Source organism: Comamonas sp. Y33R10-2, from assembly GCF_019355935.1.
Taxonomy (GTDB): domain Bacteria; phylum Pseudomonadota; class Gammaproteobacteria; order Burkholderiales; family Burkholderiaceae_C; genus Comamonas.
Map to the genome: position 1 here is coordinate 499,729 of NZ_CP079925.1, position 25,307 is coordinate 525,035.

Annotated in this window: 24 protein-coding genes; 18 read left to right on the forward strand and 6 right to left on the reverse strand. The window is 55.5% G+C overall.

All coding sequences use genetic code 11. From position 1 onward, the window contains the following. The first annotated feature begins 157 nt into the window (after positions 1-157). The 17 genes from lepA to KUF54_RS02220 all read left to right on the forward strand — a co-directional run bounded on the left by lepA (position 158) and on the right by KUF54_RS02220 (position 18,290). Positions 158-1,966 (forward strand): translation elongation factor 4, encoded by a 1,809-nt coding sequence (gene lepA, locus KUF54_RS02140; RefSeq protein ID WP_219344819.1) that lies wholly within the window; start codon positions 158-160, stop codon positions 1,964-1,966. After that, positions 1,966-2,943 (forward strand): signal peptidase I, encoded by a 978-nt coding sequence (gene lepB / locus KUF54_RS02145; RefSeq protein WP_219344821.1) that lies wholly within the window; start codon positions 1,966-1,968, stop codon positions 2,941-2,943. The genes lepA and lepB overlap by 1 nt, the downstream gene beginning before the upstream one ends. 83 nt (positions 2,944-3,026) lie before the next feature. After that, positions 3,027-3,377, forward strand: coding sequence for a DUF4845 domain-containing protein (locus tag KUF54_RS02150; protein WP_219344823.1), 351 nt, complete (start codon positions 3,027-3,029; stop codon positions 3,375-3,377). A 9-nt stretch (positions 3,378-3,386) separates the two neighbouring features. Continuing rightward, the gene (gene rnc, locus KUF54_RS02155; protein WP_219344826.1) at positions 3,387-4,070 is read left to right on the forward strand and encodes a ribonuclease III; all 684 of its coding nucleotides are present in this window, start codon (positions 3,387-3,389) and stop codon (positions 4,068-4,070) included. Between the two features lie 158 nt (positions 4,071-4,228). Then, complete coding sequence (gene era, locus KUF54_RS02160; protein WP_255576412.1) at positions 4,229-5,170, forward strand: GTPase Era; 942 nt, start codon at positions 4,229-4,231, stop codon at positions 5,168-5,170. Positions 5,171-5,261: 91 nt separating this feature from the next. Beyond that, positions 5,262-6,038: a DNA repair protein RecO gene (gene recO / locus KUF54_RS02165; protein ID WP_219344830.1), complete on the forward strand. Its 777-nt coding sequence runs from the start codon at positions 5,262-5,264 to the stop codon at positions 6,036-6,038. Next, complete coding sequence (locus KUF54_RS02170; protein ID WP_219344832.1) at positions 6,035-6,808, forward strand: pyridoxine 5'-phosphate synthase; 774 nt, start codon at positions 6,035-6,037, stop codon at positions 6,806-6,808. Before recO ends, KUF54_RS02170 begins: the two co-directional genes overlap by 4 nt. Positions 6,809-6,885: 77 nt before the next feature. Then, complete coding sequence (gene acpS, locus KUF54_RS02175; RefSeq protein ID WP_219344834.1) at positions 6,886-7,281, forward strand: holo-ACP synthase; 396 nt, start codon at positions 6,886-6,888, stop codon at positions 7,279-7,281. 56 nt (positions 7,282-7,337) lie between these two features. Then, on the forward strand, positions 7,338-8,429 hold the full coding sequence (gene nagZ, locus KUF54_RS02180) for a beta-N-acetylhexosaminidase (RefSeq protein WP_219344836.1): 1,092 nt from the start codon (positions 7,338-7,340) through the stop codon (positions 8,427-8,429). Between the two features lie 268 nt (positions 8,430-8,697). Continuing rightward, on the forward strand, positions 8,698-10,464 hold the full coding sequence (locus KUF54_RS02185) for an ABC transporter ATP-binding protein/permease (protein WP_219344838.1): 1,767 nt from the start codon (positions 8,698-8,700) through the stop codon (positions 10,462-10,464). Positions 10,465-10,710: 246 nt separating this feature from the next. Further along, positions 10,711-12,450: a hypothetical protein gene (locus tag KUF54_RS02190; RefSeq protein WP_219344840.1), complete on the forward strand. Its 1,740-nt coding sequence runs from the start codon at positions 10,711-10,713 to the stop codon at positions 12,448-12,450. Between the two features lie 23 nt (positions 12,451-12,473). Next, positions 12,474-13,028 carry a hypothetical protein gene (locus KUF54_RS02195; protein ID WP_219344842.1) on the forward strand — a complete coding sequence of 185 codons (555 nt, stop codon included), beginning with the start codon at positions 12,474-12,476 and terminating at the stop codon, positions 13,026-13,028. A gap of 167 nt (positions 13,029-13,195) precedes the next feature. After that, complete coding sequence (locus tag KUF54_RS02200; protein ID WP_219344844.1) at positions 13,196-14,251, forward strand: 6-phosphofructokinase; 1,056 nt, start codon at positions 13,196-13,198, stop codon at positions 14,249-14,251. Positions 14,252-14,318: 67 nt separating this feature from the next. Next, positions 14,319-14,789, forward strand: a complete 471-nt coding sequence (locus KUF54_RS02205; RefSeq protein WP_219344847.1) for a hypothetical protein — start codon at positions 14,319-14,321, stop codon at positions 14,787-14,789. 80 nt (positions 14,790-14,869) lie between these two features. Continuing rightward, complete coding sequence (locus KUF54_RS02210; protein ID WP_219344849.1) at positions 14,870-15,226, forward strand: hypothetical protein; 357 nt, start codon at positions 14,870-14,872, stop codon at positions 15,224-15,226. Between the two features lie 136 nt (positions 15,227-15,362). Next, positions 15,363-16,583 (forward strand): formate-dependent phosphoribosylglycinamide formyltransferase, encoded by a 1,221-nt coding sequence (purT, locus tag KUF54_RS02215; RefSeq protein WP_219344851.1) that lies wholly within the window; start codon positions 15,363-15,365, stop codon positions 16,581-16,583. Positions 16,584-16,754: 171 nt separating this feature from the next. Continuing rightward, a complete protein-coding gene (locus tag KUF54_RS02220; RefSeq protein WP_219344853.1) occupies positions 16,755-18,290 on the forward strand; it encodes a methyl-accepting chemotaxis protein in 1,536 nt (511 codons plus the stop codon). 41 nt (positions 18,291-18,331) lie between these two features. Here KUF54_RS02220 and KUF54_RS02225 read toward each other — a convergent pair whose 3' ends face one another. From KUF54_RS02225 to KUF54_RS02250, 6 genes are all read right to left on the reverse strand, one after another. Next, entirely contained in the window at positions 18,332-18,973 is a 642-nt protein-coding gene (locus KUF54_RS02225) for a mechanosensitive ion channel family protein (RefSeq protein ID WP_219344855.1), read from the reverse strand. A 172-nt stretch (positions 18,974-19,145) separates the two neighbouring features. Then, the gene (locus KUF54_RS02230) at positions 19,146-20,198 is read right to left on the reverse strand and encodes a diguanylate cyclase domain-containing protein (RefSeq protein WP_219344857.1); all 1,053 of its coding nucleotides are present in this window, start codon (positions 20,196-20,198) and stop codon (positions 19,146-19,148) included. Positions 20,199-20,318: 120 nt separating this feature from the next. Continuing rightward, on the reverse strand, positions 20,319-21,347 hold the full coding sequence (locus KUF54_RS02235) for a hypothetical protein (RefSeq protein WP_219344859.1): 1,029 nt from the start codon (positions 21,345-21,347) through the stop codon (positions 20,319-20,321). Positions 21,348-21,404: 57 nt separating this feature from the next. Continuing rightward, a complete protein-coding gene (locus KUF54_RS02240; RefSeq protein WP_219344861.1) occupies positions 21,405-22,124 on the reverse strand; it encodes a bifunctional 2-polyprenyl-6-hydroxyphenol methylase/3-demethylubiquinol 3-O-methyltransferase UbiG in 720 nt (239 codons plus the stop codon). A 91-nt stretch (positions 22,125-22,215) separates the two neighbouring features. Then, positions 22,216-23,760 (reverse strand): lysine--tRNA ligase, encoded by a 1,545-nt coding sequence (lysS, locus tag KUF54_RS02245; protein WP_219344863.1) that lies wholly within the window; start codon positions 23,758-23,760, stop codon positions 22,216-22,218. 253 nt (positions 23,761-24,013) lie between these two features. Continuing rightward, positions 24,014-24,661, reverse strand: coding sequence for an LON peptidase substrate-binding domain-containing protein (locus tag KUF54_RS02250; RefSeq protein WP_219344864.1), 648 nt, complete (start codon positions 24,659-24,661; stop codon positions 24,014-24,016). A 60-nt stretch (positions 24,662-24,721) separates the two neighbouring features. On the opposite strand from KUF54_RS02250, the gene KUF54_RS02255 reads away from it, so the two are divergent. Then, a complete protein-coding gene (locus KUF54_RS02255) occupies positions 24,722-25,294 on the forward strand; it encodes a YggT family protein (protein WP_219344866.1) in 573 nt (190 codons plus the stop codon). Positions 25,295-25,307: the final 13 nt, after the last annotated feature.

Here is a 25,307-nt window from a genome sequence, read left to right on the forward strand (position 1 = left end):
TGCTGTGTCTTGGTTTGCGTCGAATGTTGCCTACAATGAACTTCCAACTATCGCAGTTGCCAGAGATTGTTGGTTAAGGGCGCGCCGCTGAGGGACGCGCCCTTTTTTCTTGCGTCTGCCAACCACCTTTTTTCAATTCAAGCTGTCTTTCTCGTTGATGAATCACATCCGTAATTTCTCCATCATTGCGCACATTGACCACGGCAAGTCCACCCTGGCGGACCGTCTGATTCAGCGCTGCGGCGGCCTCGCCGATCGCCAAATGGAAGCCCAAGTGCTGGACTCGATGGACATCGAGAAAGAGCGTGGCATCACCATCAAGGCCCAAACTGCCGCGCTGCAGTACAAGGCCAAAGATGGTCAGATCTATAACCTGAATTTGATCGACACCCCCGGTCACGTGGACTTCTCATACGAAGTCTCGCGCTCGTTGTCAGCCTGTGAAGGTGGCTTGCTGGTGGTCGATGCCTCGCAAGGCGTGGAAGCCCAGACCGTAGCCAACTGCTACACCGCGCTCGATTTGGGCGTGGAAGTGTTTGCTGTGCTCAATAAGATGGATCTGCCCAACGCCGATCCTGACAACGCCAAGGCCGAGATCGAAGACGTGATCGGCATTGACGCCACCGATGCCATTCCTTGCTCGGCCAAGACCGGCATGGGCATCGATGAAATCTTGGAGGCCATTGTGGCCAAGGTGCCAGCCCCTAAGGGCAACCCTGATGCCCCTCTGCGCGCCATGATTGTGGACAGCTGGTTTGACCCCTATGTGGGCGTCGTGATGTTGGTGCGCGTGGTTGATGGTCAGCTCAAAAAGGGCGAGCGCTTCAAGATGATGGCCACAGGCGCAGCCTATGAAGCCAACAGCATCGGTGTGTTCACCCCTGCCAACTCGCCACGCGACTCGCTCAAAGCTGGCGAAGTGGGCTACATCATTGCCGGTATCAAGGAATTGAAGGCCGCCAAGGTGGGCGATACCGTTACCTTGGAAAAAAAGCTGCCGAACAATCTGGGCCCTGCTGAAAAAGCACTGCCAGGTTTCAAGGAAGTGCAGCCACAGGTGTTTGCCGGCTTGTACCCTACAGAGGCCAGCGAATACGACCAGTTGCGTGATGCGCTGGAAAAGCTGCAACTCAACGATGCTGCACTGCAATACGAGCCTGAAGTTTCGCAGGCTTTGGGCTTTGGCTTCCGCTGTGGCTTCTTAGGTTTGCTGCACATGGAAATTGTGCAAGAGCGCTTAGAGCGTGAGTTTGACCAAGACCTGATCACTACAGCCCCTAGCGTGGTCTATCAAGTGGTTACGGCGGACGGTGAAGTCCGCATGGTCGAGAACCCCTCCAAGATGCCTGACCAAGGGCGCATGGACGAGATTCGCGAGCCCATCGTGACTGTGCATCTGTACATGCCGCAAGACTATGTGGGCCCAGTGATGACGCTGGCCAACCAAAAGCGCGGTATTCAGAAAAACATGGCCTATCACGGCCGTCAGGTCATGCTGACCTACGAAATGCCGCTGGGCGAAATCGTGCTGGACTTCTTTGACAAGCTCAAATCGGTCTCGCGCGGTTATGCCTCTATGGACTATGAATTCCTAGAGTACCGCGCCTCTGATGTAGTCAAGGTCGACATTTTGCTCAACAGCGAAAAGGTCGATGCGCTGTCTATCATTGTTCACCGCTCGCAAGCCACATACCGCGGCCGTGCCGTGGTGGCCAAGATGCGCGAAATTATCAGCCGCCAGATGTTTGACGTGGCCATTCAGGCCGCTATTGGCGCCAACATCATTGCGCGTGAGACCGTCAAGGCCATGCGCAAGAACGTGCTGGCAAAGTGCTATGGCGGTGACGTCTCGCGTAAGCGCAAGCTGCTGGAAAAGCAAAAGGCCGGTAAAAAGCGCATGAAGCAAATTGGTTCGGTGGAAGTGCCGCAAGAAGCCTTCTTGGCCATTTTGCAAGTGGAGGATTGATGCAAGTCATTCAGTGGATCACGGCTGCCATTTTGGCGGCGTTTGTCGGCTACATCGCGGCCTGGTATTCGGGCTCTATCGAAGGCAACTTCGCACTGTTGTTGTTTTTGGCGACAGTGGTGACCGGCGTGTACTGGCTGGCTGAACGCGTTTACTTCTGGCCTAAGCGCCGTGCTGCTGCGATGGCGTTGGAGCAGGCGGTCATTGATCGCCGTGCTGAGCTGGACCGTATGGGCATCGCCAAGACGGATATTGAAGTCTCAGAAGAAGCCAAGGGCCGCATCTTGATGCAGCCCTGGTGGCTGGACTGGACGGCAGGCCTGTTCCCGGTGATTGCCATCGTGTTCGTGCTGCGCTCGTTCTTGTTTGAGCCCTTCAAAATTCCCTCGGGCTCCATGATTCCGACATTGATGGTGGGTGACTTGATCTTGGTGAACAAGTTCACCTACGGTGTTCGTTTGCCCGTCATCAACAAAAAAATCATCGACGGCAACACACCCCAGCGCGGTGATGTGATGGTGTTTCGTTACCCGCCACAGCCTACGCTGGACTACATCAAGCGTGTGGTGGGTGTGCCCGGTGATGAGGTGGCCTATATCAACAAGCGCCTGACTATTAATGGCAAGGAAGTGCCAGCCCGTGATCTGCCAGACTTTCTTGAGCGTGATGCCATGCGTTACTTCAAGCAGTTTGAAGAGACTTTGGGTGACAAGCCGCACAAGAACATTGTGAACAGTGATGTGCCCGGATTTATTCAAGGCACGAGTGACTTCCCCTTTAAGGAAAACTGCCGCTACAGCATTGAGGGCGTGACCTGTAAGGTGCCTGAAGGCCATTACTTCATGATGGGAGACAACCGCGATAACTCGCTGGATTCTCGTTATTGGGGCTTTGTGCCGGACAAAAACATTGTGGGTAAGGCCTTCTTTGTTTGGATGAATTTTGGTGATCTGGGCCGAATTGGCCGCTTTCACTAAGCTCTAGCTAAGCTTTGGCATTTGTTTCGACAATTTTCTGGGATGCGCGGGTCGATACATTCCCGCCTAAAGAGGAGAAAAGTATGAAGAATCTTGCATTGCGTTCGCGCCAGCGTGGCCTGTCCTTCATCGGTCTGGTGTTTCTGGTTGCCATCATCGTTTCGGTGGTGGCAGTTGGCGCACAATCGGTGCCCATCTTTCTGGAGTATCAAGCCATCACCAAGGCTGCCAAAAAGGCGGCGACTGAAGGCAATACCGTTGCAGAAGTCAAAGCCAGCTTTGATCGCTCGGCATCTATTGATGATTTCAAGTCAGTCAATGGCAACGATTTGATCGTGACCAAGGTCAACGACAAGATCGTGGTCGGCTTTGAATACTCCCGTGAAGTACCTCTGGTTGGCCCTGCCTTCCTTGTTTACCGTTTCAAGAAGTAGTTTTTTCAGGTGGAACCTGCTCTAGTCGCACTGCAGCAAAGGCTGCAACACCCATTTTCCAATCCGGCCTTGCTGCAGCGTGCTGTAACGCACCGCAGCTTTTCGGCCGATAACAACGAGCGTCTTGAGTTTTTGGGTGACTCAGTGCTCAGTTTGGCTATCTCCAGCTTGTTGTTTGCCAAGTTGGAATCCATGCCCGAAGGCGATCTCTCGCGCGTTCGGGCCAATCTCGTCAAAGAGGGCACGCTGCACAAAATTGCTCTGCAGCTACATTTGCCTGATTTATTGCGTTTGGGTGAAGGCGAATCCAGGTCCGGTGGAAGGCAGCGTCCTTCTATCTTGGCGGATGCGGTGGAAGCACTGATCGGTGCTGTCTACTTAGATGCTGGATTTGCCGCAGGCGAGAAAGTCGTTCACCACCTTTTTGAAGGTGTGGACATCAGCCCAGATATGCGGGCGGCTGAAAAAGACCCAAAGACCGCACTACAAGAGTTGTTGCAAGGCAAGCGCATGAAGCTGCCGCAATACGATGTAGTGGAAATAAGTGGCGCAGCGCACAAGCAGACCTTTAAGGTCGCGTGCACTATCGCCGAATGGAACATTAGTGCTCAGGGGGCGGGAATATCCCGCCGCATGGGCGAGCAGGCAGCAGCCGCTGCCTTGCTGGATCAATTGAAAGCTAAAAAGCTATGACCGATGCTGCTAAGAAAAATATAGCAGGCACCGTAGGTGCATCAAACGCTAAGGCCCTAAAAAGCCCCAAGGCTGTTTCTACAGATATCAGTGACCCTAGCTTGGACTACATCAGCGAAATGCTCGCTGCTGCCAAGCCGGGAAGCGCCCCCACCGTGATGCGTACCGAAGAGCCCGCTGAGCCGGCACGTGTGTATGCGCCTGAAGAGCAGCGCTGCGGTTTGATCGCCATTGTGGGCAAACCCAACGTAGGCAAGTCCACGCTGATGAATGCGCTGGTAGGTCAGAAAGTCTCGATTACCTCGCGCAAGGCGCAGACCACACGCCACCGCATTACAGGTATCTGCACCAAAGAAGAAACACAGTTCGTCTTTGTCGATACGCCCGGTTTCCAGACCAAGCACTCCACCGCTCTGAACAAGTCTTTGAACAAGACCGTATTAGGCGCGATTGGTGATGTGGATCTGATCTTGTTTGTGGTGGAAGCTGGCAGCTTCACCCCGGCTGATGCCAAGGTGCTGAGCCTGTTCAAGCCCGGTATTCCCACGCTGCTGATTGCTAACAAGCTAGACACGGTGGGCCGTCGCCATGAAATTGCGCCTTGGCTCAAGGACATGCAAGAGCGCCACCCCTTCACTGAGTTCGTGCCTATGTCGGCAAAGAACAAGAAGGACATCGAACGCATGTTCGGCATCTGCTCCAAGTACTTGCCGCAGCAAAAGTGGTTCTACGGTGAAGACGAGCTGACCGACCGCAGCGAGAAGTTCTTGGCTTCCGAAACGCTGCGCGAAAAGCTGTTTCGCTTTACCGGCGACGAGTTGCCTTACACATCGACAGTTGTGATCGACAAGTTTGAAGAAGAGCCCAGCCCCAAGTTTGGCCGCTTCATGCGCATTGCCGCGACCATCGTGGTTGAGCGCGACGGCCACAAGGCCATGGTGATTGGTCAGGGTGGCGAGCGCCTCAAGCGCATCTCTACCGAAACTCGCCAAGATCTGGAAAAAATTCTGGATGCCAAGGTGTTCCTGGAAGTCTGGGTCAAGGTTAAATCTGGCTGGGCTGATGACGAGGCCCGCGTTAAATCGTTTGGCTATGAGTGATTGTTTTGCGGCGCGGTGAATACTGCGCTGCAAGCTATCATTTCCGAACCAAGGCCTCTGCTGAGGCCTTTTCTTTTATCTGAAGTATTCAGTGGCAGCCAAACGCGTCGCGGACGAACCCGCATACATCCTGCACCAGTACGACTGGAGCGAATCCAGCCTGATTCTGGAGGTGTTCACGCGCCATCGCGGGCGCGTGGCGCTGGCGGCCAAGGGCGTCAAGCGCCACACCTCTAACTTTCGCCCGGTGCTGCTGCCACTGCAGCCGCTCAAGCTCAACTACACGCTGGGGGCAGAGGGTAATGCCGAGATTCACTCGCTAAAGGGTGCGGAGTGGGTGGGCGGCCATGTCATGCCGCAGGGTGATGCGCTGTGGTCGGGCATGTACCTCAACGAGTTGCTGCTGCGCCTTTTGGCGCGTGACGACCCGTATGCGGCGCTGTTTGATATTTATGCCGGCGTGGTGCGCGTGCTGGCTGGTCAGCATGGCAATACCACCGAGGCCATTGAGCCTGTGCTGCGTACCTTTGAGTTGGTGCTACTGCGCGAGTTGGGCCATTTGCCCGATTTGAGGCAGGAGAGCGCCACGCTGAGCCAACTCAATCCTCATTTGCGCTACACCTTGGTTGCAGACGGCGGTTTGCGCCAAGCTGATGAATACGAGCGTGCGGCGCTCTCGGGCAGACATTGGCACAGCATAGAGCTGGCGCTGCAGACCGACCAACCCTTTCCCCGCACCCTCAAAGCATTGGCCGAGCCCGAAGTGGCTCAGGCCCTGAAGCTGCAACTGCGCAATCTTCTGCAATACCATTGCGGCTCAACCATGCTGCGCACCCGCCAGCTGATGATGGATTTGCAATCGCTATGAACCAATCTGCCTCGCCGCGCACAGCGCTTTCGGTCAATGTCAACAAGGTGGCGCTGCTGCGCAATACCCGTCATCTGGGCATTCCTTCGGTAACGCGCGCAGCGCAAATCTGTCTGGAGGCCGGGGCGCAGGGCATCACCATTCACCCCCGCCCTGACGAGCGCCATATCCGCGCGCAAGATGTGTTTGACCTGCACGAACTGCTCAAGAGCTGGCCACAAGTCGAGTTCAATATCGAGGGTAACCCCACGCAGAACTTGATGGATTTCATTCGTCAAACCCGCCCACATCAGGCCACGTTTGTGCCGGATAGCGAAGAGCAATTCACCAGCGACCATGGCTGGACCTTTCCGCAAGATGCTGAGCGCCTTGCGCCCCTGATTGCCGAGTGCAAGGCGCTGGGTGTGCGCGTTAGCCTGTTCATGGACCCGATCCCCGAACAAATGGCCGCTGCCAAAGCCGTGGGTGCAGACCGCGTGGAGCTGTACACCGAGCCCTTTGCAGCCAATTGGGGTAAGGCCGAGCAAGAACAGCAGTTGCAAACCTATGCCAAAGCTGCACAGACAGCGCTGGATGCGGGCTTGGGCATCAACGCAGGTCACGACTTAAATCGCGACAATCTGGCCGCCTTTGTAGCGCGTGTACCGGGTTTGGCCGAAGTCTCGATTGGTCACGCCCTGATTGCCGATGCGCTGGAGCTGGGTTATGTCGCTACCGTCAAGGCTTACCAAGCATGTATTGATGAAGGCATGTTGGCTAAGAAGTCCTAAAACTATAGCTACCAGTCATTGATTCATAAGGACTTGAGCCTTGTTTTACTTTAAGTTGAACTAGCAAGGAGTAACGCATGATCTACGGCATAGGTACGGACATCTGCGATGTGCGTCGCATTCGCGAGAGCTTGGAAAAGCATGGGGAGCGCTTTGCTAAAAAGATTCTGGCTGATGGTGAGCTAGCGACTTGGAAGGCCCGCAGCGAGCGCTGGCCCGAGCGCGGTATTCGCTACATGGCCACACGCTTTTCAGCCAAAGAAGCGTTCAGCAAAGCGATTGGCATGGGCATGGTCATGCCCATGACTTGGCGGCACTGCGAGGTGATTAAGCTGCCTAGCGGCCAGCCTGCGATTCGCCTGCATGGTGGGTTGAAAGAGTGGTTTGAGAAAAACAATCTGAGCGTTCATCTGTCGGTGACGGATGAAAGCGACTACGCGGCTAGCTTCTGCGTGGTTGAAAGAAAAGAATGAAATAGGCATCTAGTCCTTTAAACATATGGACTAGAAGCTATAGAAATTGATAAATCATGAGCATGCACGCCCCTCTCATCATTGATATCGCCGGTACGACTCTCACCGATGTGGACCGAGCCCGTCTGGCCCATCCACTGGTCGGCGGGATCATCCTCTTCAAGCGCAACTGGGAAGATCGCAGTGCGCTTGTGCAACTGTGCGCCGACATCAAGGCCGTCAAGCCCGACTTGCTAATTAGCGTGGATCACGAAGGCGGGCGTGTGCAGCGCTTTCGCACCGATGGCTTTACGCATATCCCACCCATGCGCGCCTTTGGCGAGATGTGGATGGATGATGGCAAGGGCAAAAAACACCGCGAAGGCAGTGGCGCCATGCGCGCCATGAACGCGGCCACGGCGGCGGGTTATGTGCTGGGCACGGAGCTGCGCGCTTGCGGCGTGGACTTCAGCTTTACGCCCGTGCTGGATTTGGACTACGGCGAGTCGTCTGTGATTGGCGACCGCAGCTTCCACCGCGACCCGCGCGTGGTGGCTGCTCTTGCCAAGAGTCTGATGCACGGCCTGCTGCAGGCGGGCATGGGCAACTGCGGCAAGCATTTCCCCGGTCACGGCTTTGTGAAGGCGGATTCGCATGTCGACATCCCCGTGGACAAGCGCAGCCTCTCCGCCATTCTGGATGAAGATGCCGCGCCATATCCGTGGCTGACTAGCGTGCTCACCGCAGTCATGCCTGCGCATGTGATTTATCCCAAAGTAGACAAGCGCCCAGCAGGCTTTAGCGAGAAATGGCTCAAAGACATTCTGCGAAGCCGCTTGCGCTATGACGGTGCAATCTTCAGCGATGACCTGAGCATGGAAGGCGCGCGCCGTATCAATGGCGAGCTGATCAGCTTTACCGATGCCGCGCTGGCCGGTTTGAATGCAGGCTGCGACATGGTGCTGCTATGCAACCAGAGCTTGGGCTTTGGCGAGCATGTGGACGAGTTGCTGGACGGCATGGACGCTGCGCTGCGTGATGGCCGCTGGACACCCGACGAAGACAGTGAATCGCGCCGCCTGTCGCTGCTGCCCGATACAGAGCCGCAGGCATGGGATGACCTGATGCGCCAGCCTGCGTATTTGGATGCTTTGAGCTTGCTGCCTTGAACTTGCCTGATTGAGAGCGCAGAATCTCACCCCAAAAACCGCTGTCAGCTTGGTTTGACAGCGGATTTTTTATGTTCAAGGGGCAGGACATCTATCTTTTAGACCCTACTGTTCTCAGAAACGCAGCTGCTGCAACGCTTGCTGCGTACTTTGCAAAATAACTGGTTTCAGGTAGTTACTTTTCTGCGCAATTCGTTCATTCTTTGTCTGATCGAGGCAGCGGCTGCAATGGCTTAGCTGCTCACTTTTTGAGAGACAAAGGCTTTGCATGTCGAAACCGGTATCTAAAGAATCCACTTGGGCTCAGACATGGGGCCTGATTGGCCCGTATTTCTGGAAGTCGGAGCAGCGTGGGTCCGCCTTGACTCTGGCTGGTGTTGTATTGGCGCTGTCTGTTTTTCTAAGCTATTGGGGCACGCGCATTGCCAATTGGTTTGGTGCACAAACCAATGCGCTGCAAAGCAAAAACAGCGCTGATTTTTATCAACTATTGCCCGAGTTTTTCTGGATTGCTGGCGTGTTTATTGCGGTGGCAGTCCTCGCGTTTTATCTTACTGAAGTGCTGAGTATTCGCTGGAGGCGCTGGCTGAGCAAACAGTTGTTAAAGCGCTGGTTGCAGGGGCGTGCTTTTTACCAGTTGGAGCTGCTGCGCAATCAGCCGCAACTGCACATTCCAGACAACCCCGATCAGCGAATTCAAGAGGATGTTCAGCGCTTTGTGATGACGACTTGCAGCTTGGCGACGGGTGCCGTTCTTGCTTTGGCCACTTTGTGTGCGTTTGGTCTGGTGTTGCTCAACATCGATGACGGGATTGACTTTGTGGTTGCGGGGCGCGAGGTGAATATTCCCGGCTTCATGCTGTGGATCGCGCTGCTGTACTGCGGTTTGGGTAGTTTGGTGACTTACGGCTTGGGCAAGGCTCTAAAGCGCATGAACTTTGAGCTGCAAAAGCGCGAGGCCAACTTCCGCTATCACATGGCGCGGGTGCGAGATAACGCTGAAGCTATTGCGCTGGATCGCGCTCAAGATGTGGAGCATTACCAGTTAGATCAAAAGCTGGATGCATTGCTGGACAGTAAATTTACTTTGGTCAAACGAGAGACACGGCTGACATGGTTTACCGCCTTTTTCTCTAACCTGTCCATGGTGTTCCCGTATTTGGTGCTGGCGCATCGCTACTTTGATGGGCATATCACCATGGGTGCGTTGACGGTTGCTGTTACTGCATTCGCCTCGGTGCAAGGTGCGCTGTCATGGTTTATCAATAACTTCACGACTCTTGCGGAGTGGCGTGCATCCGCCCAGCGTTTAAGTGAGTTAGATAAAGCACTGCAGCGTGCGAACCAAAAATCAGCGCTGCAGCACCAAAACGATGGCGCAGATATGCAGGTTCAAGGGCTGGAGTTGAGCTTGCCCACAGGTAAGGTTTTGCTGGATAACTTCACTGGGCAAATTCAGCCCGGCAGCAACGTGCTGATTGGCGGGCCTTCAGGCAGTGGCAAATCGACCTTGCTGCGGGCTTTGTCTGGCATATGGCCGTTTGCCAAGGGCCGGGTGAGTCTTCCCAGTGATGTGATGTTTATTCCTCAACACCCCTATTTCCCTGAAGGGCGGCTAAGAGATGCTCTTGCCTATCCGCTGCGTGCTGAGCTTTACACGGATGCGCAGCTTCTCGAGGCTTTGCAGCAGGCGGGCTTACCTGACTTGCAAGCGCGCTTGGACGATGTGCAGGCTTGGCATAGTCTTTTGTCAGGTGGCGAAAAACAACGCTTGGCTGCTGCACGTGTATTGCTCAAGCAGCCTGCATGGGTGGTGGCTGATGAGGCATCAAGCGCGCTAGACAACGCGACGGAAGCTCGAATTTATGAGGCTTTGGCGCAGATGACTAGTCGCAATGGCGGTGCTGTGATTTCTGTGGCGCACCGCGATAGCGTGCGCAAGTACCACGATGTTCACTGGCTGCTCGAACCTGAGCGCAGGGCTCTCAGAATCGGCGCGTTGTCTACAACTGCCTGTAGGACTGAGAGTGATTGATTGCGAGCTATGTCGACCCAGAGCCATAAGCAAAGTCTCATTCGTCTTTGATAACGAAGGCTGCTTGTTTGCGGAACTTTTTTTAGAAGCTATTTTTAAGTGAAGATAGCCTTTGAATGGTCTCTATTAACACTAAAAGAATAAAAAGTTAACTAATAAATATCTATTTGACTGCTAGTTTTGATATGTAGGTTAGCGCTTACTATCAAAGTTATTATTCCTACATCTTAATCAGATGTGGCGAGTATGTATCAAGATGTTTTTGAATTCAAAGGGCGTAACGAGGCAATAGGTAAACGTGTTGGCCAGTTGGCCCTGAACGCAGCTTTGTTGGCCATGCTGGCTGCTTGTGGCGGTGGCGGAGATGTTAGTGGTGGCGAAAGCTCCGCACCTGCTGGCCAAGCAAGCGTTGCAGCCGTTTCGCAGGACACTGGGGGCGACAAGGTGGCAAATGCATCCAGCATGAGCCCTGTGGCTGGCCAGATGGTTGGCCGTATCAGCTACGACAATGTGCCGGTGAGCGCTCATGCGGGGCTGGACTATGCGGCAACCCGCCAGATGCCTGCCCGTGGCGTGATGGTGGAGGCGGTGTCCGCTTCAAATGTGGTGATTGCGACAACCTCTACGGACGAGCAAGGCCATTACACGTTAGCTGTGCCTGAGGGCACAGAGTTCAAGGTGCGTGTGCAGGCTCGCTTATTGCCTAGCGATAAGCGCTGGGATGTGGCGGTGCGTGACAACAGGAGCGCTGGCTACCCGCAAGCCGCTGCTGCGTATGCCATGAGCAGTTCTTTGCAAACTATCTCTGCTGCCGGCGGCGTGCTGGATTTGAATGCTAAATCGGGCTGGACTGGCTCAGCCTATGGCGAAACACGTGCTTCTGCGCCGTTTGCTATTTTGGATCAGGCCTATGCCTCAATGCAGTACGTGCGCAGTTTTGCGCCCGGCACCCAGTTTCCTGCCTTGACGATTTACTGGAGCAAGGACAATCGCAGTGCTGTGGGTTCCTATGCAGATGGAGATATCACGTCCAGCAATTGGTCGCCAGCTTCAACCGGTCAAGCCGAAGGCATCTATGTTTTAGGCAAAGAAAATCTCGACTCAGACGAGTTCGACGCCAGCGTGTTGCGTCATGAGTGGATGCACTACTTCGAGAGCAAGCTCTCGCGATCTGATTCCTTGGGTGGTGCGCACGCCTTTGGTGACAAGCTAGATATGCGCGTTGCTTGGTCTGAGGGTATGGCTAGCGCTATGGGCGCTGCGATTGGCGGCACTTCGGTGTTTCAAGATACAAAGGGTCTGGGACAAGGTCAGACCTCGGCGTTTCATGTAGATGTGCAACCGGGCGCAAATGATCGAGGCTTCTACAGTGAATCATCAGTGCAGTATTTGGTCTATCAAATGGCCCAGATGCAGGGCGGGGCAGAGGCGGTTATTTCGACTTTGCTCAATGAGCAAAAGAACACACCTTCTTTGACCAGCCTGATGTCTTTTGCCGCGGGTTTGTCAACGCGAATGGGCAGCTCTGCAGTGGACGCGGTGATGGCTAAGGTGGGCTTGCCCGTCATGCAGTCCATCAATGAGTGGGGCGCTGTCGTGAATTACAGAGCTATGGTTGATGGCGAAAAGCCAGCATTCAGAAGTTTGGCCACGGGGGCTGCTGCAAGCAGGGTGTGTGTATCTAATGAGTTTGTAGGCTATAACAAGCTCGATCGCCATCGCCCAGTTCGAGTTGATGTGACAGTCGCTGGAAACTATAGTTTTAAAGCTCCTTATTTATCCGGCCCAACGACTTCGGTTGCGCGGGTAGAGCTCTATCGAGTGGGGCAATGGCAGCCACCGAAGTCGGCTCTCGCATCTGAAAAGACCTACTATTTGCAGCCTGGAACCTATGTTGCCATGCTCACTGATGCCAGCATGGATCAAGGCACCGCTGCACCCAATACGCATGCTTGCTTTAACGCCAGCTGGGAGCAAGTGCCATGATGAACACGGGAAAGAAACACACCATGTTGAAACCAATCTTTGCAGGCATGCTGATCGCCACGAGCATTCTGTCCGCCAGTGCGGTATGGGCTCATGCATCGGCTGAAAAAGCCTCTACCACGCAGCCCAAAATCGAGCGCCAGCGCAAGTCGGCTGACGTGGTTGCCGTTGCTGTGCGCGAACTACCTTCTTATATGAGCGTTGGCCCGACGACGGTGGGTATCACTTTGACGGGTGCGGCTGGAATCTCTGATCTTGAACTCAGCTATGGGGTAGAAGGCTCTTTGCGAGTGGATACCGGAGCACCCAGCCGCGTGCAGCTGAATGCTCAGCATCAGACCACGATTGAAGTGCCTGTGACTGTGCTCTCAAACGGTGTGCATTACCTCAATGTGTATGTGCAGGCTGCGGGTCGCACTACGGCTTTTGCCGTAAAGGTCAATGCAGCCCCGTCTGCTAGCTTGCAAAAGCGTTCGCGAGCAGTGCCGGTTGAGCCAACGGTTGATAAGCAGCTTAACCAAGCGCCCAAAGAAGCGGCTTTGATTGAGATGCCTGCGCAGGAAACTCGCCGTCATTGAGGAGTAACGATTGAGGTAGGTGTCAAAGTACAAAGAAACAGGCCGGCGAAAGTCAGGCCTGTTTTTTATGGGTAAAGCCCGAATCGCCGAATGGAGCGTGGGATGATTCAGTTTTAGCCTTGCCCAGTTGTCGAAAAATGGTGTTGGGCAGAACTAGGAGATCTCTCATGCGCGTTGGTGTGTTGACTGGCGGCGGCGATTGCCCCGGCTTGAATGCGGTGATCCGTGCGGTCACCAAGTCTCTGATTAATCACGGCCAGTGCGAGGTTCTGGGCATTGCTGATGGCTTTGAGGGGCTGATGGAGCCCAAGCCCCGCGTCAGAAGCTTGGGCTGGGACGAGGTCAGCGGCATCTTGCACATGGGCGGCACGATTTTGGGCACCAGCAACAGCGCCAACCCTTTGCGCGATGCCGCTACGCTGGAGCAGGTAGGGCGCAACGTCAAAGACTTGGGGTTGGATGTGGTGGTTGCGATTGGTGGTGATGGCACCATGAGTTTGGCCCACGGATTGGCGCAAGTGGGCTTGCAATGCGTGGGTGTGCCCAAGACCATTGATAACGACATTGCCAGCTGTGAGCGCAGCTTTGGTTTTGACACGGCCGTAGCCACCGTGACGGAAAGCCTGCGCCGCATTGAGAGCACGGCCATGAGCCACCACCGCGTGATGATTGTGGAGACCATGGGTCGCCACGCGGGCTGGCTGGCGCTGGAGTCTGGCATTGCCGGAGCCGCAGACATCATCTTGCTGCCCGAGATTGACTATGACCTGCAGGCCGTCATCAAAGTCTGCCAAGAGCGTGAGCAGCGCCAGCGCTACACCATCATCTGCATTGGGGAAGGCGCTAAAGAAAGCGGCCAGATCCTGACAGTGCGTGAGCGTATTGCGCATAGCCCAGACCCGGTGCGTTTAGGCGGTGTAGGTCATGTGCTGCGTGAGCGGTTGCAGCCTCACCTCAAAAGTGAGGTGCGCACCACGGTGCTAGGCCATGTGCAGCGCGGCGGCGACCCCACGCCGTTTGACCGGGTGCTGGCCACGCAGTTTGGTCACCACGCGGCGCAACTGGTGCTGGCTGCCCAGACCGGGCATATGGTGACGCTGCGAAACGGGCGCATTAGCAGCGTCGCGATTGCGGATGTGGCTAACACCCAGCGCACCGTGCCGCTGGATAGCCCGCTGCTGAGTACAGCACGTGATATCGGCATTTGCTTTGGCGAATGCTGAACAGGTCAGCTGAGCTGAATTAAGGTGTGAGCTTGCGCGCACTTTTTAGCGCGCTGGAGAGATACACATGGACCGACATGAAGAAGCCGTGATGCAGTTGCTCACGGCCAACGGCGAAACCTTTGTCGCCCCCAAATACGAGCTGACCGACGGCTGGCAATGCCCTGCCTTTGTCGCACTGCGGCCTGCGCGCCGGCAGGTTTATGTGGTGGAGGTATCTGCATCCGGCTACCCGCTGGCGTTGGTCAACCGCCTCAATGAACGCATCGAGAAATGGTATGCCCCGCTGCTGGCGCAACTGCACGGCCTGCAAATCACGCAGCCGGATTGGGAAATTGCCTGTCTGGTGTTTGTGCGCAGCGATCAGATTGAATGGCTCAAAGAGCGCGTCAAAGACATGAGCGGCGTGCATGTGCTGAGTTTGGAGCAGGCCAGCAGCCCCTGGGGCTGGGATGATGCGGTGTGGACCTCAGAGATGGCGTTTGACGGCGGCGGCATTCCGCAGCGCGGCTCCAAGATCAACGCTCTGACGCACTGATCTGCAATCTTCATCATCATGCTCAAAACACTGAATGAAATGGTGGACGAAATAGTGGATGAAATGGTGATTCATCAATCATGAGCGCACTTTATCGACTGACGCTTGCCGCTGTAATGCTCGCTGCAGGTGGGCCTGCCTTGGCGGGTGACTGGCAAATTTGTGACCTGAAAGTGCAGGTGCTCGAAAAGCAAAGTGGCGGCGGGCAGTTGCAGGCTCTTGTGCTTGCGGCTCGCTCTAAAGGACAAGCTGAATGCCCGCAGCCAGGAGCGGCGTTGAGCTTTAGGCCTGAGACCGCGGACTACCAAAGCGAGTTGCCGCGGCGCAAATGGCCCAAAGCTGGCAGCACAGTGACTGTGCGCTATCGCTATCTGGACGGTGAATGCAAGAGTCGGGGCCCTTGCCGCATTGAGCATTACTCGCCTGTACTTCGCTGAAATTTTGAAGAAAACAGGCTGTAGTCCAATATAAGTAAGCACTAGATGCTAATAAATTGATAGTGCTTTGCGTTGCAAAAAGACGTTTCTGCTCGCCTATGATCAGGGCTTGTCCCAATACATGCAGGATGCAACGATGACCACTTTAGGAACCCCTCTTTCCCCCAATGCCACCAAAGTAATGCTGCTGGGCAGCGGTGAATTAGGCAAGGAAGTGCTAATTGCACTGCAACGTTTGGGCGTGGAAACTATTGCGGTGGACCGTTACGAAAACGCGCCCGGCCAGCAAGTAGCCCATCACGCGCGCACCATCACCATGAGCGATCCTGCGCAGCTCAAAGCACTGATTGAGGAAGTTAAGCCCGATCTGGTTGTGCCCGAGATTGAAGCCATTGCAACGCCCATGCTCGAAGAGCTGGAAGCGGCTGGCGTCATTACCTGCATTCCCACCGCCCGCGCCACGCGCCTGACGATGGATCGCGAAGGCATTCGCCGCCTGGCAGCTGAGACTTTGGGCTTGCCCACCAGCCCCTATCGTTTTTGCGACTCGCTGCAAGAGCTGCAAGCCGCTATTGATGGCACGGACGGAGGTAGCGCCATTGGCTACCCCTGCGTGGTCAAGCCGGTGATGAGTAGCTCGGGTAAAGGCCAGAGCAAGATTGATGGCGCAGCCGATGTGGCCGCCGCTTGGGATTACGCCATGGCCGGTGGCCGAGTGGCCAAGGGCCGCGTCATCGTCGAAGGCTTTATCGATTTTGACTACGAAATCACCCAGCTCACCGTGCGTGCCAAGGGTGTGAATGGTGAGGTCGAAACCCACTTTTGCGACCCTGTTGGCCACATCCAGCAAGCGGGTGACTATGTGGAGAGTTGGCAGCCGCACCCCATGCACCCCGCAGCGCTGGAAAAGTCGCGCCAAATTTCCAAGGCTGTGACGGACAACTTGGGCGGCTTGGGCCTGTTTGGCGTAGAGCTATTTGTGAAGGGCGTGCAAGTCTGGTTCAGCGAAGTTTCACCGCGTCCGCATGACACCGGTCTGGTCACCTTGATTACGCAGTGGCAAAGCGAGTTTGAACTGCACGCCCGCGCTATTTTGGGTTTGCCTGTAGATGCGAGCCTGCGCAATCCCGGTGCCAGTGCCGTGATCTATGGCGGTCAAGATGCGCAAGGCTTGGTGTTTGATGGCGTCGATGAAGCCTTGGCCATTCCCGGTACCGACATTCGCCTGTTTGGCAAACCCGAGAGCTTTGTGAAGCGCCGCATGGGCGTGGCGCTGGCTCGCGCTGCCGATGTAGAGCAGGCGCGTGTGAACGCCAAGCTGTCTGCCAGCAAGGTCAAGCCACGTTTGCCCCTGTAATAACGACGAACTTAAAAAAGCCACAGCGCTCAAGGTTGTGGCTTTTTTTCATGGTTTATACCGATATTGATGTGTAGGCTTAAATCTATTTATTTTGTAGTTCTGTTTATGAGTGTTTTCATTTGAAATATAAGTTTTTAAATGTAATCAATTTGAATAAACAGGATTTCTATGGCTACAGCAACAGTGCCGCGCAGCACCCATGATTCCGTTGAGCAGATCTTGCGAGAGCAAGCACGTTTTGCAGACCGACTGGTGTTGGGCATCATGGCGCTGGGCTGGCTGGGTGCCTTAGTTGCTGGGTGGTGGTTTGACGGACTGCTATTCGCACTAATGGGCGGTGGTTTGCTGTGCGGGCTGGCGCTGCTGTGCCATGCGGTGGCACCAGGCTCGAAGCTGACTCGACATGCACTGTCCATGCTGGGCATGCTCATGGTCGGCCTGCTGATCCAGCTGTCAGTGGGACAGCCGGAGCTGCACTTTGCTGTCTTCGTTTTTTTGGCTTTTTTGCTGGTCTATAAAGATCCGTGGCCCATCGTGACGGCCGCGGCCACCATTGCCGTTCACCATGTGCTGTTTGATCGGCTGCAGTTGGCGGGTCTCCCGGTGTATTGCCTGACGCAGCCGAGTTTTGCGCTGGTCTTGTTGCACGCGCTGTTTGTCGTGATTCAGACTACGGTTGAGTTGGTGATCGCCGTGGGTTTGCAGCGCATGGCCATTACGGCGGCGGAGCTGCAGGCGCTTTGCCAAACCAATAAGTCCGGAATGCTCAGCCTGGATGCAGAGCACACTGTCGTGCATAGCAGCGAAGGAAAAGCCGTGCAAATGGCGCTTCAGCAACTGCAGGTGGTGGTGCGCACGGCCATGGATTCAGCTAGTGCCGTGCACGCAGCAGCGCAGGAAATTCATCAGGGAAGTGATTTTCAGGCTACGCAGTCTAAAGAGATTGTTGCGGAGGTCGCAGGCAGCACACAGCGCATGGCGCATATCCGTGAGCAGTCGCTGATGACAGTGGAGGAAACCATTCGGCTGGATGCCACGGCCCAGCAAGTGTGTGAGGGCGTGAAAGGCTGCGGAGCGGTGTTGGAGCAGATCGTGGGCAATATGCAGCAAACGCAGAAAGCCGCACAGGAGATTGCAGAGATCGTGGCACTGATTGACTCAATCGCCTTTCAGACCAATTTGCTGGCGCTCAATGCTGCAGTAGAAGCTGCCCGAGCGGGTGAACAAGGCAAAGGATTCGCGGTAGTGGCTGCTGAAGTGCGAACGTTGGCGCAGAGCACGGCGGCCTCCTCCAAAGAAGTGCGCCAGCGCATCAACCAGTCGTTGGCATCCACGGAAGATGGGGTGGGTCTGGTGCGTCAGGCATCGACGCAGATGCAGCGCGTGCTGGCGCAAACAGAGGCCGTTCCGCAACTGGTCGTTCAGCTCTCGCAATTGACGCGTGAACAAACAGACAGCCTGACCGCCAGTGTGCAAAGCATGCAGCATATTGACCAGTTGAGTCAGGACAATGCTACGGAAGTTGCCCATGCCCGAGAGCATGCCCAGCATTTGCTGGAGCAGGCCCGAGTGTTGCAGGAGGTGGTAGAGCGCTTTGGCGACAAGGCCGCCGCGCAGCTAGTAGTTGCGCAAAGACCGATCAAGATTCACGCCCATCAAGAGCCGGCCGCACCGCCTTTGTCGGGGCAGTTCAAACTAGCCTAATCGGCTTTCAGGCTTGTGCAATAGCTCGACTGTCGGGCGCGTTAAGCCCCAAGGTGGCTCACCGGGGCTGGTGCATCGTGGGCAGTGCTGGCTGGGCTGCGTTCCTCGGCTGGGGGCGTAGGCATACCGCCTCGCCAGCGGCGAATAACGCGCTGGAAGATCAAAGAGTTGGGAATCTGCAGCAGGTTGGGCACGCCTGCAGGTGCGCTGTCATCTTGCAAGGTGATGTAGAGCATGTTGAGGTCAATCACGCGGCCCTTTGCGCCGGGCTTTTCGGCGGTATCCAGCACCTCGATATAGTCGCCCAGCCTAAACGGGCTGACGGTGACGATTAACAGCGCACAAAAAAGGTTGGAGAGCACGCTCCATGCGGCAAAAAAGGCAACTGCCCCTACGGTCGCGAAGCTGGTAAAGGCCGTCCACAGCACGGTGGCAGACATGCCCATACGCTCCAAAATCGCCAAAATGGCTGCAGCAATAATGATCCAGCGGAACACGCCGCGTAGCGGCATCAGCAGCTCGTGCGGCAGATCGTAAGCCCTGCCAGCGCGCAAGACGATGCGCTTGATCAGCCAGTTGATGATCCAAGCGACAAGGATGATGAGAAGAATTTGAACCCCGGGAACGAGGATTTCAAGCCAATCCTGCATCCATTCGGGCAGATGCATTTGAAGACGACGCATAACCAATTACTCAAGAAAAACAGCAAAGGTCCACTCAGAAGAGCAGACGAAGGAATACCGCGATCCTAGCGTTTCTTGATAACAGAGGCGTAAAGTGCAGGATGTATACGTGAATCAGGCATAGCCCAAGTCAGGGGTCGCCAAGAGAGGGCAGACTCGGCTTTGCAGGGCGTTAAATTTGTCTTTGTTCGATGGTATCCATCTGCATCTCAAAGCTGAAGAATCGGTTGCGCCCTTGAGATTTGGCCGCGTACAAGGCTTCATCAGCGCGCATGAGCATGGATTCCGCACTGGTGTGCTCGTCAGGGATGCAGGTGGTAATGCCACCAGAGAGCGTGAGCAAAATTTCCTCGTCAGAGCCAGCAGGACGAAATTTGAGGAACTTCAGCATTTGCCCCAGCGCGCGGGCAAAAGTCATAGCGCCTGAGCGAGGTGTGTTGGGAAGTACAAGGGCAAATTCTTCACCGCCATAGCGCGCCGCAATATCGCGCGGGCGCACGCAAACTTCACGCAGCAGGCGGCCCACTTGCCTAAGGCATTCATCACCCTGAACATGGCCGTAGGTGTCGTTAAAGCGTTTGAAGTGATCCAAGTCGCAGAGCATTAGCGTCAAAGGCTTGCCTTCACGTCTTGCGGCGGTAATTTCGGCATGCAGGATACGATCGAGACCGCGGCGGTTAACTATGCCGGTCAAGGCATCAAGCTCCACCATTTCATTGAGCTTTTGATTGGCCAGATGCAGCTCTGCAGAAACACTTACTAAGCGGCGGCGCATGTCCAGCAGGCGGCGCATAGCGCGTAGTTTGGCAACCAGAACAATGGGTTTGACGGGTTTGACCAAGTAGTCGTCACCACCGGCTTCAATGCCGCGCCAGACGTCCAGATCGTTATCCAGACCTGAGAGAAAAATAATGGGCGTCCATTCGCCAGGTTCGGCCTCGCGCAGTTGGCGGGCGACCCAGTAGCCATCTTCGCCGGGTAGGCGAATGTCTAGCAGCACTAGATCGGGGCGCTCACTGCGGAACAGCGCTAATGCCGACCGACCGTTCTCGGCTTCTAAAACCTGTGTGACACCTGCTTGATGCAATTCAGAAACCAGTGCTGCGCGCATGACGGCTTGATCTTCAACCACTAGGACGGAGAACGGCGCTGCTGAATCCGGAGAGGAAAAGCGAGCGCTACTGGGTTCAATAGCGGATGAGGCGGAAGACGTCAAAGTGTTCATGTGGCGTAAGCTAAAACGAGGTCAAGCCAAATTAGTCAATCAGTTGTAAGTGCTTGCAATATTTCGTTACTTTATACACTTGTTCTTAGAGACGTTTCCTGCAAACTGCGTGCGTTTAGCTCAGGCCAGTGCGAGTGTGGAATAAGCCTTACACGCCTTATCGTGCCAGACTACAAAAGCCTGTGTTTCTGGGCATGTGGTGGTGCTGCCTAGTTGATCGAGATAACGGCAAGCCGCGTATTGGGTCGACTGTTCCTCATACATATCAACCCAGTGCTGTCGTGCAGCTTGGTGGCTTGTTTGCACAGGCCAGTGCCGCTCTTGGCTAGATAGACCACTCAAGCCCATACGCCAAGGTTTGCCACTGACGCGAGCTCGAAAGCATTGCTGCTTGGCGCAAAGTAAGGCGTAAAGCGGGTCAACCTCTAGCTGATTGAAAAGGGTTTGCGTTTCAGGGGCGTTGGGTGCAAAAGTGGCATGCGTCACGATGATGCGCAGGCCCTTGGGCGTCTCGTATACGCGCAGCCCCCAGTCGGGGTGTGCTGCTGAGAATTCCTGCACCTTTGCCAAAGCTGTTTCGATAGGGCTTCGTTGGTTGGAGTCATTGCGGATTTCCTGGCGGGCATGAAACCACTTGCGCACGCCTGACCAGAAGATCAGGCCGATGCTGGCAATAATCAGCATCAATACTGCCAGCCCTAGGCTCCAGACCATCGGTGTGACCCACAGCCAAGGTAAGGCCAGAGCCAGCAAGAGGGTGGAGATGACAGGGAAATGGGGAGGCTTTTTCTTTTGCGGAAAATCCATATCCGCAATAGCCACATTCTCTGTATTGAGGCACTGCGCGCCATAGCTGTTGCGTGTCATGACCGTAGGCCCGCTGCGCTCCAGCACTTCCTCGCGAATGGGAGTGCTGCCGTCCAGCCCATATTCACCCATCCATTCCATGCGCTCGAAATCTGAGGGCAGGTTGCGCTCTACGGCGGCGTTGAGGGCCGCATCCAGTGCTTGCTGCGCGCGCTGCTGGGCATGGGTGTGTGCGTCGTGCTCGCTGCGGTCAGACCAACCCCAGCGCTGGACGGTGACACCATGGCGAATGCCGGTTTGGTGGCGCAATTTTGCTTGCGCCCAGTACTGAGGGATCTGCATGTTAGCCAGTATAGCCAGCCAGCATTGAGGTCAACCCAGCGGTTAAGCGGCAATCAATCAGCTGCCAAAAGCGTGAATGACAGAGGGCTTTGCTGTGACGAAGGCCTGCTCTTCATCGCTGAGATTTTGATGATGATGCGGCGTGATCAGGTACAGGTTCTGGTCTGCGCAGAGCTGTGCCAGATGCTGGGGGGATGTCACATTGATGGTGATCTCACCGGCGATCAGCGTGAACGGAAAGGGCGTATTTTTGTAGCGCTCAATGATGCTTGCGCCTTGAGCATTCAGTATCTGCGTGCGGTGATCGATAACGCGATAGCCGGCCTGATAGAACATGCTGCGCGCATCAAAGTCGGTGAAAAAGCGCAGGTGCGTGAAGTCGAGCAAGCCCCAGTTTCGATACTGCCAGTGCCCGTGCAGTGCGTCGCAGAGCAAAAAGAGGTTGGATACGTTGGGCAGGCTGACCAGAATGTGTGCATCGTCAGCAATGATGCGGTTGAGCCCCTTGAGTAATTGCCAAGGGTTGACTAGATGCTCAAGCACATCAAACAGGCATACCAGATCGAATGGCTGCTTGAGTCCCAAGGAAGGGAAATCGACAGATTCTACGTCTTGCTCGATGACTTGATCGAAGTGCTGGCGGGCGTGAGCGGCCGCCTGAGCATTGAATTCACAGCCCCAAAGCTGGCTGTGTGGAAATTGGCTGCGTAGTGCGTGCCCGACACCACCCGATCCACATCCGATATCCAGCGCCACCTGAGGGGGGCGCTGGATCATGGCTAAACACTCTGGCCTGGGATTGAATGCATAAACGTATTCACGTTCTTCCCGATCTTGCCAGAGGTATTGAGTCATGTTGCCTTGTAGATTAGACCTCGCGGCGCAAAGCAGGGAACAAAATCACATCGCGGATGCTTGCGCTGTCGGTCAGCAGCATCATAAAGCGGTCAATGCCGATACCGCAGCCGCCTGTGGGAGGCATGCCGTATTCCAGTGCGCGCACAAAGTCGTGGTCGAAGTACATGGCTTCGTCGTCGCCGCTGTCCTTGGCATCCACCTGCGCGTTGAAACGTGCAGCTTGGTCTTCGGCGTCGTTCAACTCCGAGAAACCATTGCCGAATTCGCGGCCGGTGATGTAGAGCTCAAAGCGCTCAGTCACTTCGGGGCGCTCGTCATTGGCGCGGGCCAGTGGCGAGATTTCGGTGGGGTGCTCCATGATGAAGGTGGGGTTCCACAGCTTGTCTTCCACCACTTCTTCGAAGTACAGCACCTGCAGGCTGGCCAGTGTGCGGGTGGACAGCTTGTTCTTTTCTTCGTTCATGCCCAGCTTCTTGAGGGCATTGGTCAGCCAGTCACGGTTGGTGACGTTGTCGCCGGCTTCGGTGAACTTGATGATGGCTTCTGGAATGGTCAAGCGCTCGAAAGGCTTGGTTAAGTCCACGGGCTTGCCGCCGTAGGTCAGCTCCAGCGTACCCACGGCCTTCATGGCGGCGTCGCGGATCAGCGCTTCGGTGTAGTCCATCAGGTCTTGGTAGTTCCAGTAGGCTGCGTAGAACTCCATCATGGTGAACTCGGGGTTGTGACGCACCGAGATACCTTCGTTACGGAAGTTGCGGTTGATCTCGAACACGCGCTCAAAGCCGCCGACGATCAGGCGCTTCAAGTACAGCTCGGGCGCAATGCGCAGGTACATCTCTTGGTCCAGAGCGTTGTGGTGCGTGACGAAGGGCTTGGCATTAGCACCACCGGGGATGGGGTGCAGCATGGGAGTTTCGACTTCCAGGAAGCCGTGCTCGACCATGAAATCACGAATGCCAGACACAGCCTTGCTACGGGCCACAAAGCGCTTGCGGGCTTCTTCGTCGGTCATCAGATCGACGTAGCGCTGACGCACCTTTTGTTCCAGATCGGCCATGCCGTGGAATTTGTCGGGCATGGGGCGCAGGCTCTTGGTGAGCATACGAATCTTGGTGGCTTTGATCGACAGCTCACCAGTCTTGGTCTTCATCAGCTGACCTTCAACGGCAATGATGTCGCCTAGGTCCCACTTCTTGAAGTCGGCATAGACCTCTTCACCCACGGTGTCGCGGGTCACATAGGCCTGAATGCGGCCGGTGGCGTCTTGAATAGTGGCAAAGCTGGCCTTGCCCATGACGCGCTTGAGCATCATGCGCCCGGCTACGCTGACGGATGCAGCTGCGGCGTCCAGCTCATCGGCTTCCTTGTTGCCATGCTCGGCGATCAGCGCAGCAGCGCGGTGCTCAGGCTTGAAGTCGTTGGGGAAAGCAACGCCGCCAGTTGCCTTGCTGTTTTCACGCAAGGCTTTGAGTTTTTCGCGGCGCTCAGCGATGAGTTTGTTTTCGTCCTGAGGGGCGGTGTTTTCGGCCGCAGAAGAGATGTTTTGTTCAGTCATGACAAGAGAGCGCCAGCGACAAGCGCCGGGTTAAGACCACAAGGGAATGATGAGAGCCGGCAAGGATTGCGCAGCCCGAAACCGGAGATTTTAAGTTTTTTGGCTAAGCTGCGGCGCGGAGCCGGGCAAAGCGCTGACTGCAGATGCGGTATGGCTTGCATTGGTCGCAGTAATTCATCTCAAAAATACGGCAATTACTATAAAAAGTAGAGCAAATAGTCTATGTTTTTATTAGACTTCAGTCGCATTTCTATCAATTTTTTGTAGATGGCGTGCCCGCAATGCCGCTTTGATCAAGAACGTCTGCAATCAGCTCAAGCCTGAGCAGCGGGGAGTCTAAGGTCATGAGCTGCTGCTTGATGCGCACCGGCAGTGGCAGCATCTCCGTCCAGCGATTAGCAACCCAAGCGCAGTCTTGCATTTGCTCAAACGTGGGTAGTTGGGCATGTTCGGGGTCGCTTCCGTGCACATTCAGCAGGGCTTGCGCTAGGGCGTAGGCGGTGCTGCGCAAATGGGGCGGAACGGCGATATGAGAGTCTGCTGGCAGCATGTTGACATCGGCTACCCACAAGCCGTGGGGCAGTTGCCAGCAGTGCTGAATATGAAAGCGCTGCGAGCCTTTGCATTGCAGATGCAGCAGGCCGGGCTGGGGCGAATCGAGTTGGGTAATGTGGGCCAGCACCCCTTCGGCGTGAAGTTGCTCTGTTTGGGAGCCGGCTTTGCGCACCTCTTGGCCCGATTGAAGTGCGACAACGCCAAAGGGCGCGCCAGTTTGCTGGCATTTGCGAGCCATATCCAGATAGCGCACTTCAAAGACCTGCAGGCTCAGCAAGCCTTCAGGAAGCAGCACGGTGTTCAGCGGGAACAAGGGCAGGGAGTGCAGACTTTGCGTATCAGTCATGGTGCCCGGCTATCATCCCACGAATAGGCGAAGCGTTCGCTGCTTACTGAATTGGGTCACATGCTGTTTGAAATTGTTTTATTCCTGCTGGACGTTATTGTTGGGTTGATTACCGGCGCTTGCCTGCTGCGCATGTATATGCAGGCGCAGCGTGTGCCGTTTGGCAACCCTGTAGGGCAGCTGGTGTTTGCCTTGAGCGACTGGATTGTGATGCCGCTGCGCAAGATTGTTCCGGCCAAAGGCCGCTGGGATCAATCAAGCCTGCTGGCTGCTTTTTTGCTGCAGCTGACTCAGATGCTGCTGATCTGGCTGCTCATGGGGGCCAAAAGCACGATGTTGGCCTTGCCTTGGCTGGCTTTGTGCGGACTGCTCAAAGTCATCTTGTCCGGCATGGTGGGCATTTTGCTGGTCTTCGTTATTCTTTCCTGGGTGCAGCCTCATTCGCCCGTCTACGGTGTATTGCAGCGCTTGTCTGATCCGCTGGTCGCTCCCATCCGCAAGGTCGTGCCCTTGATTGGCAATGTGGATTTTTCGTCGCTGATTGCTTTGATTATTTTGCAGGTGCTGCTGATGGTGCTGACCTATGTACAGGGCGGTGGACTGGTAACAATTGTAGGGCTGGTTGGGCACTGAAAACGCCCCTCAG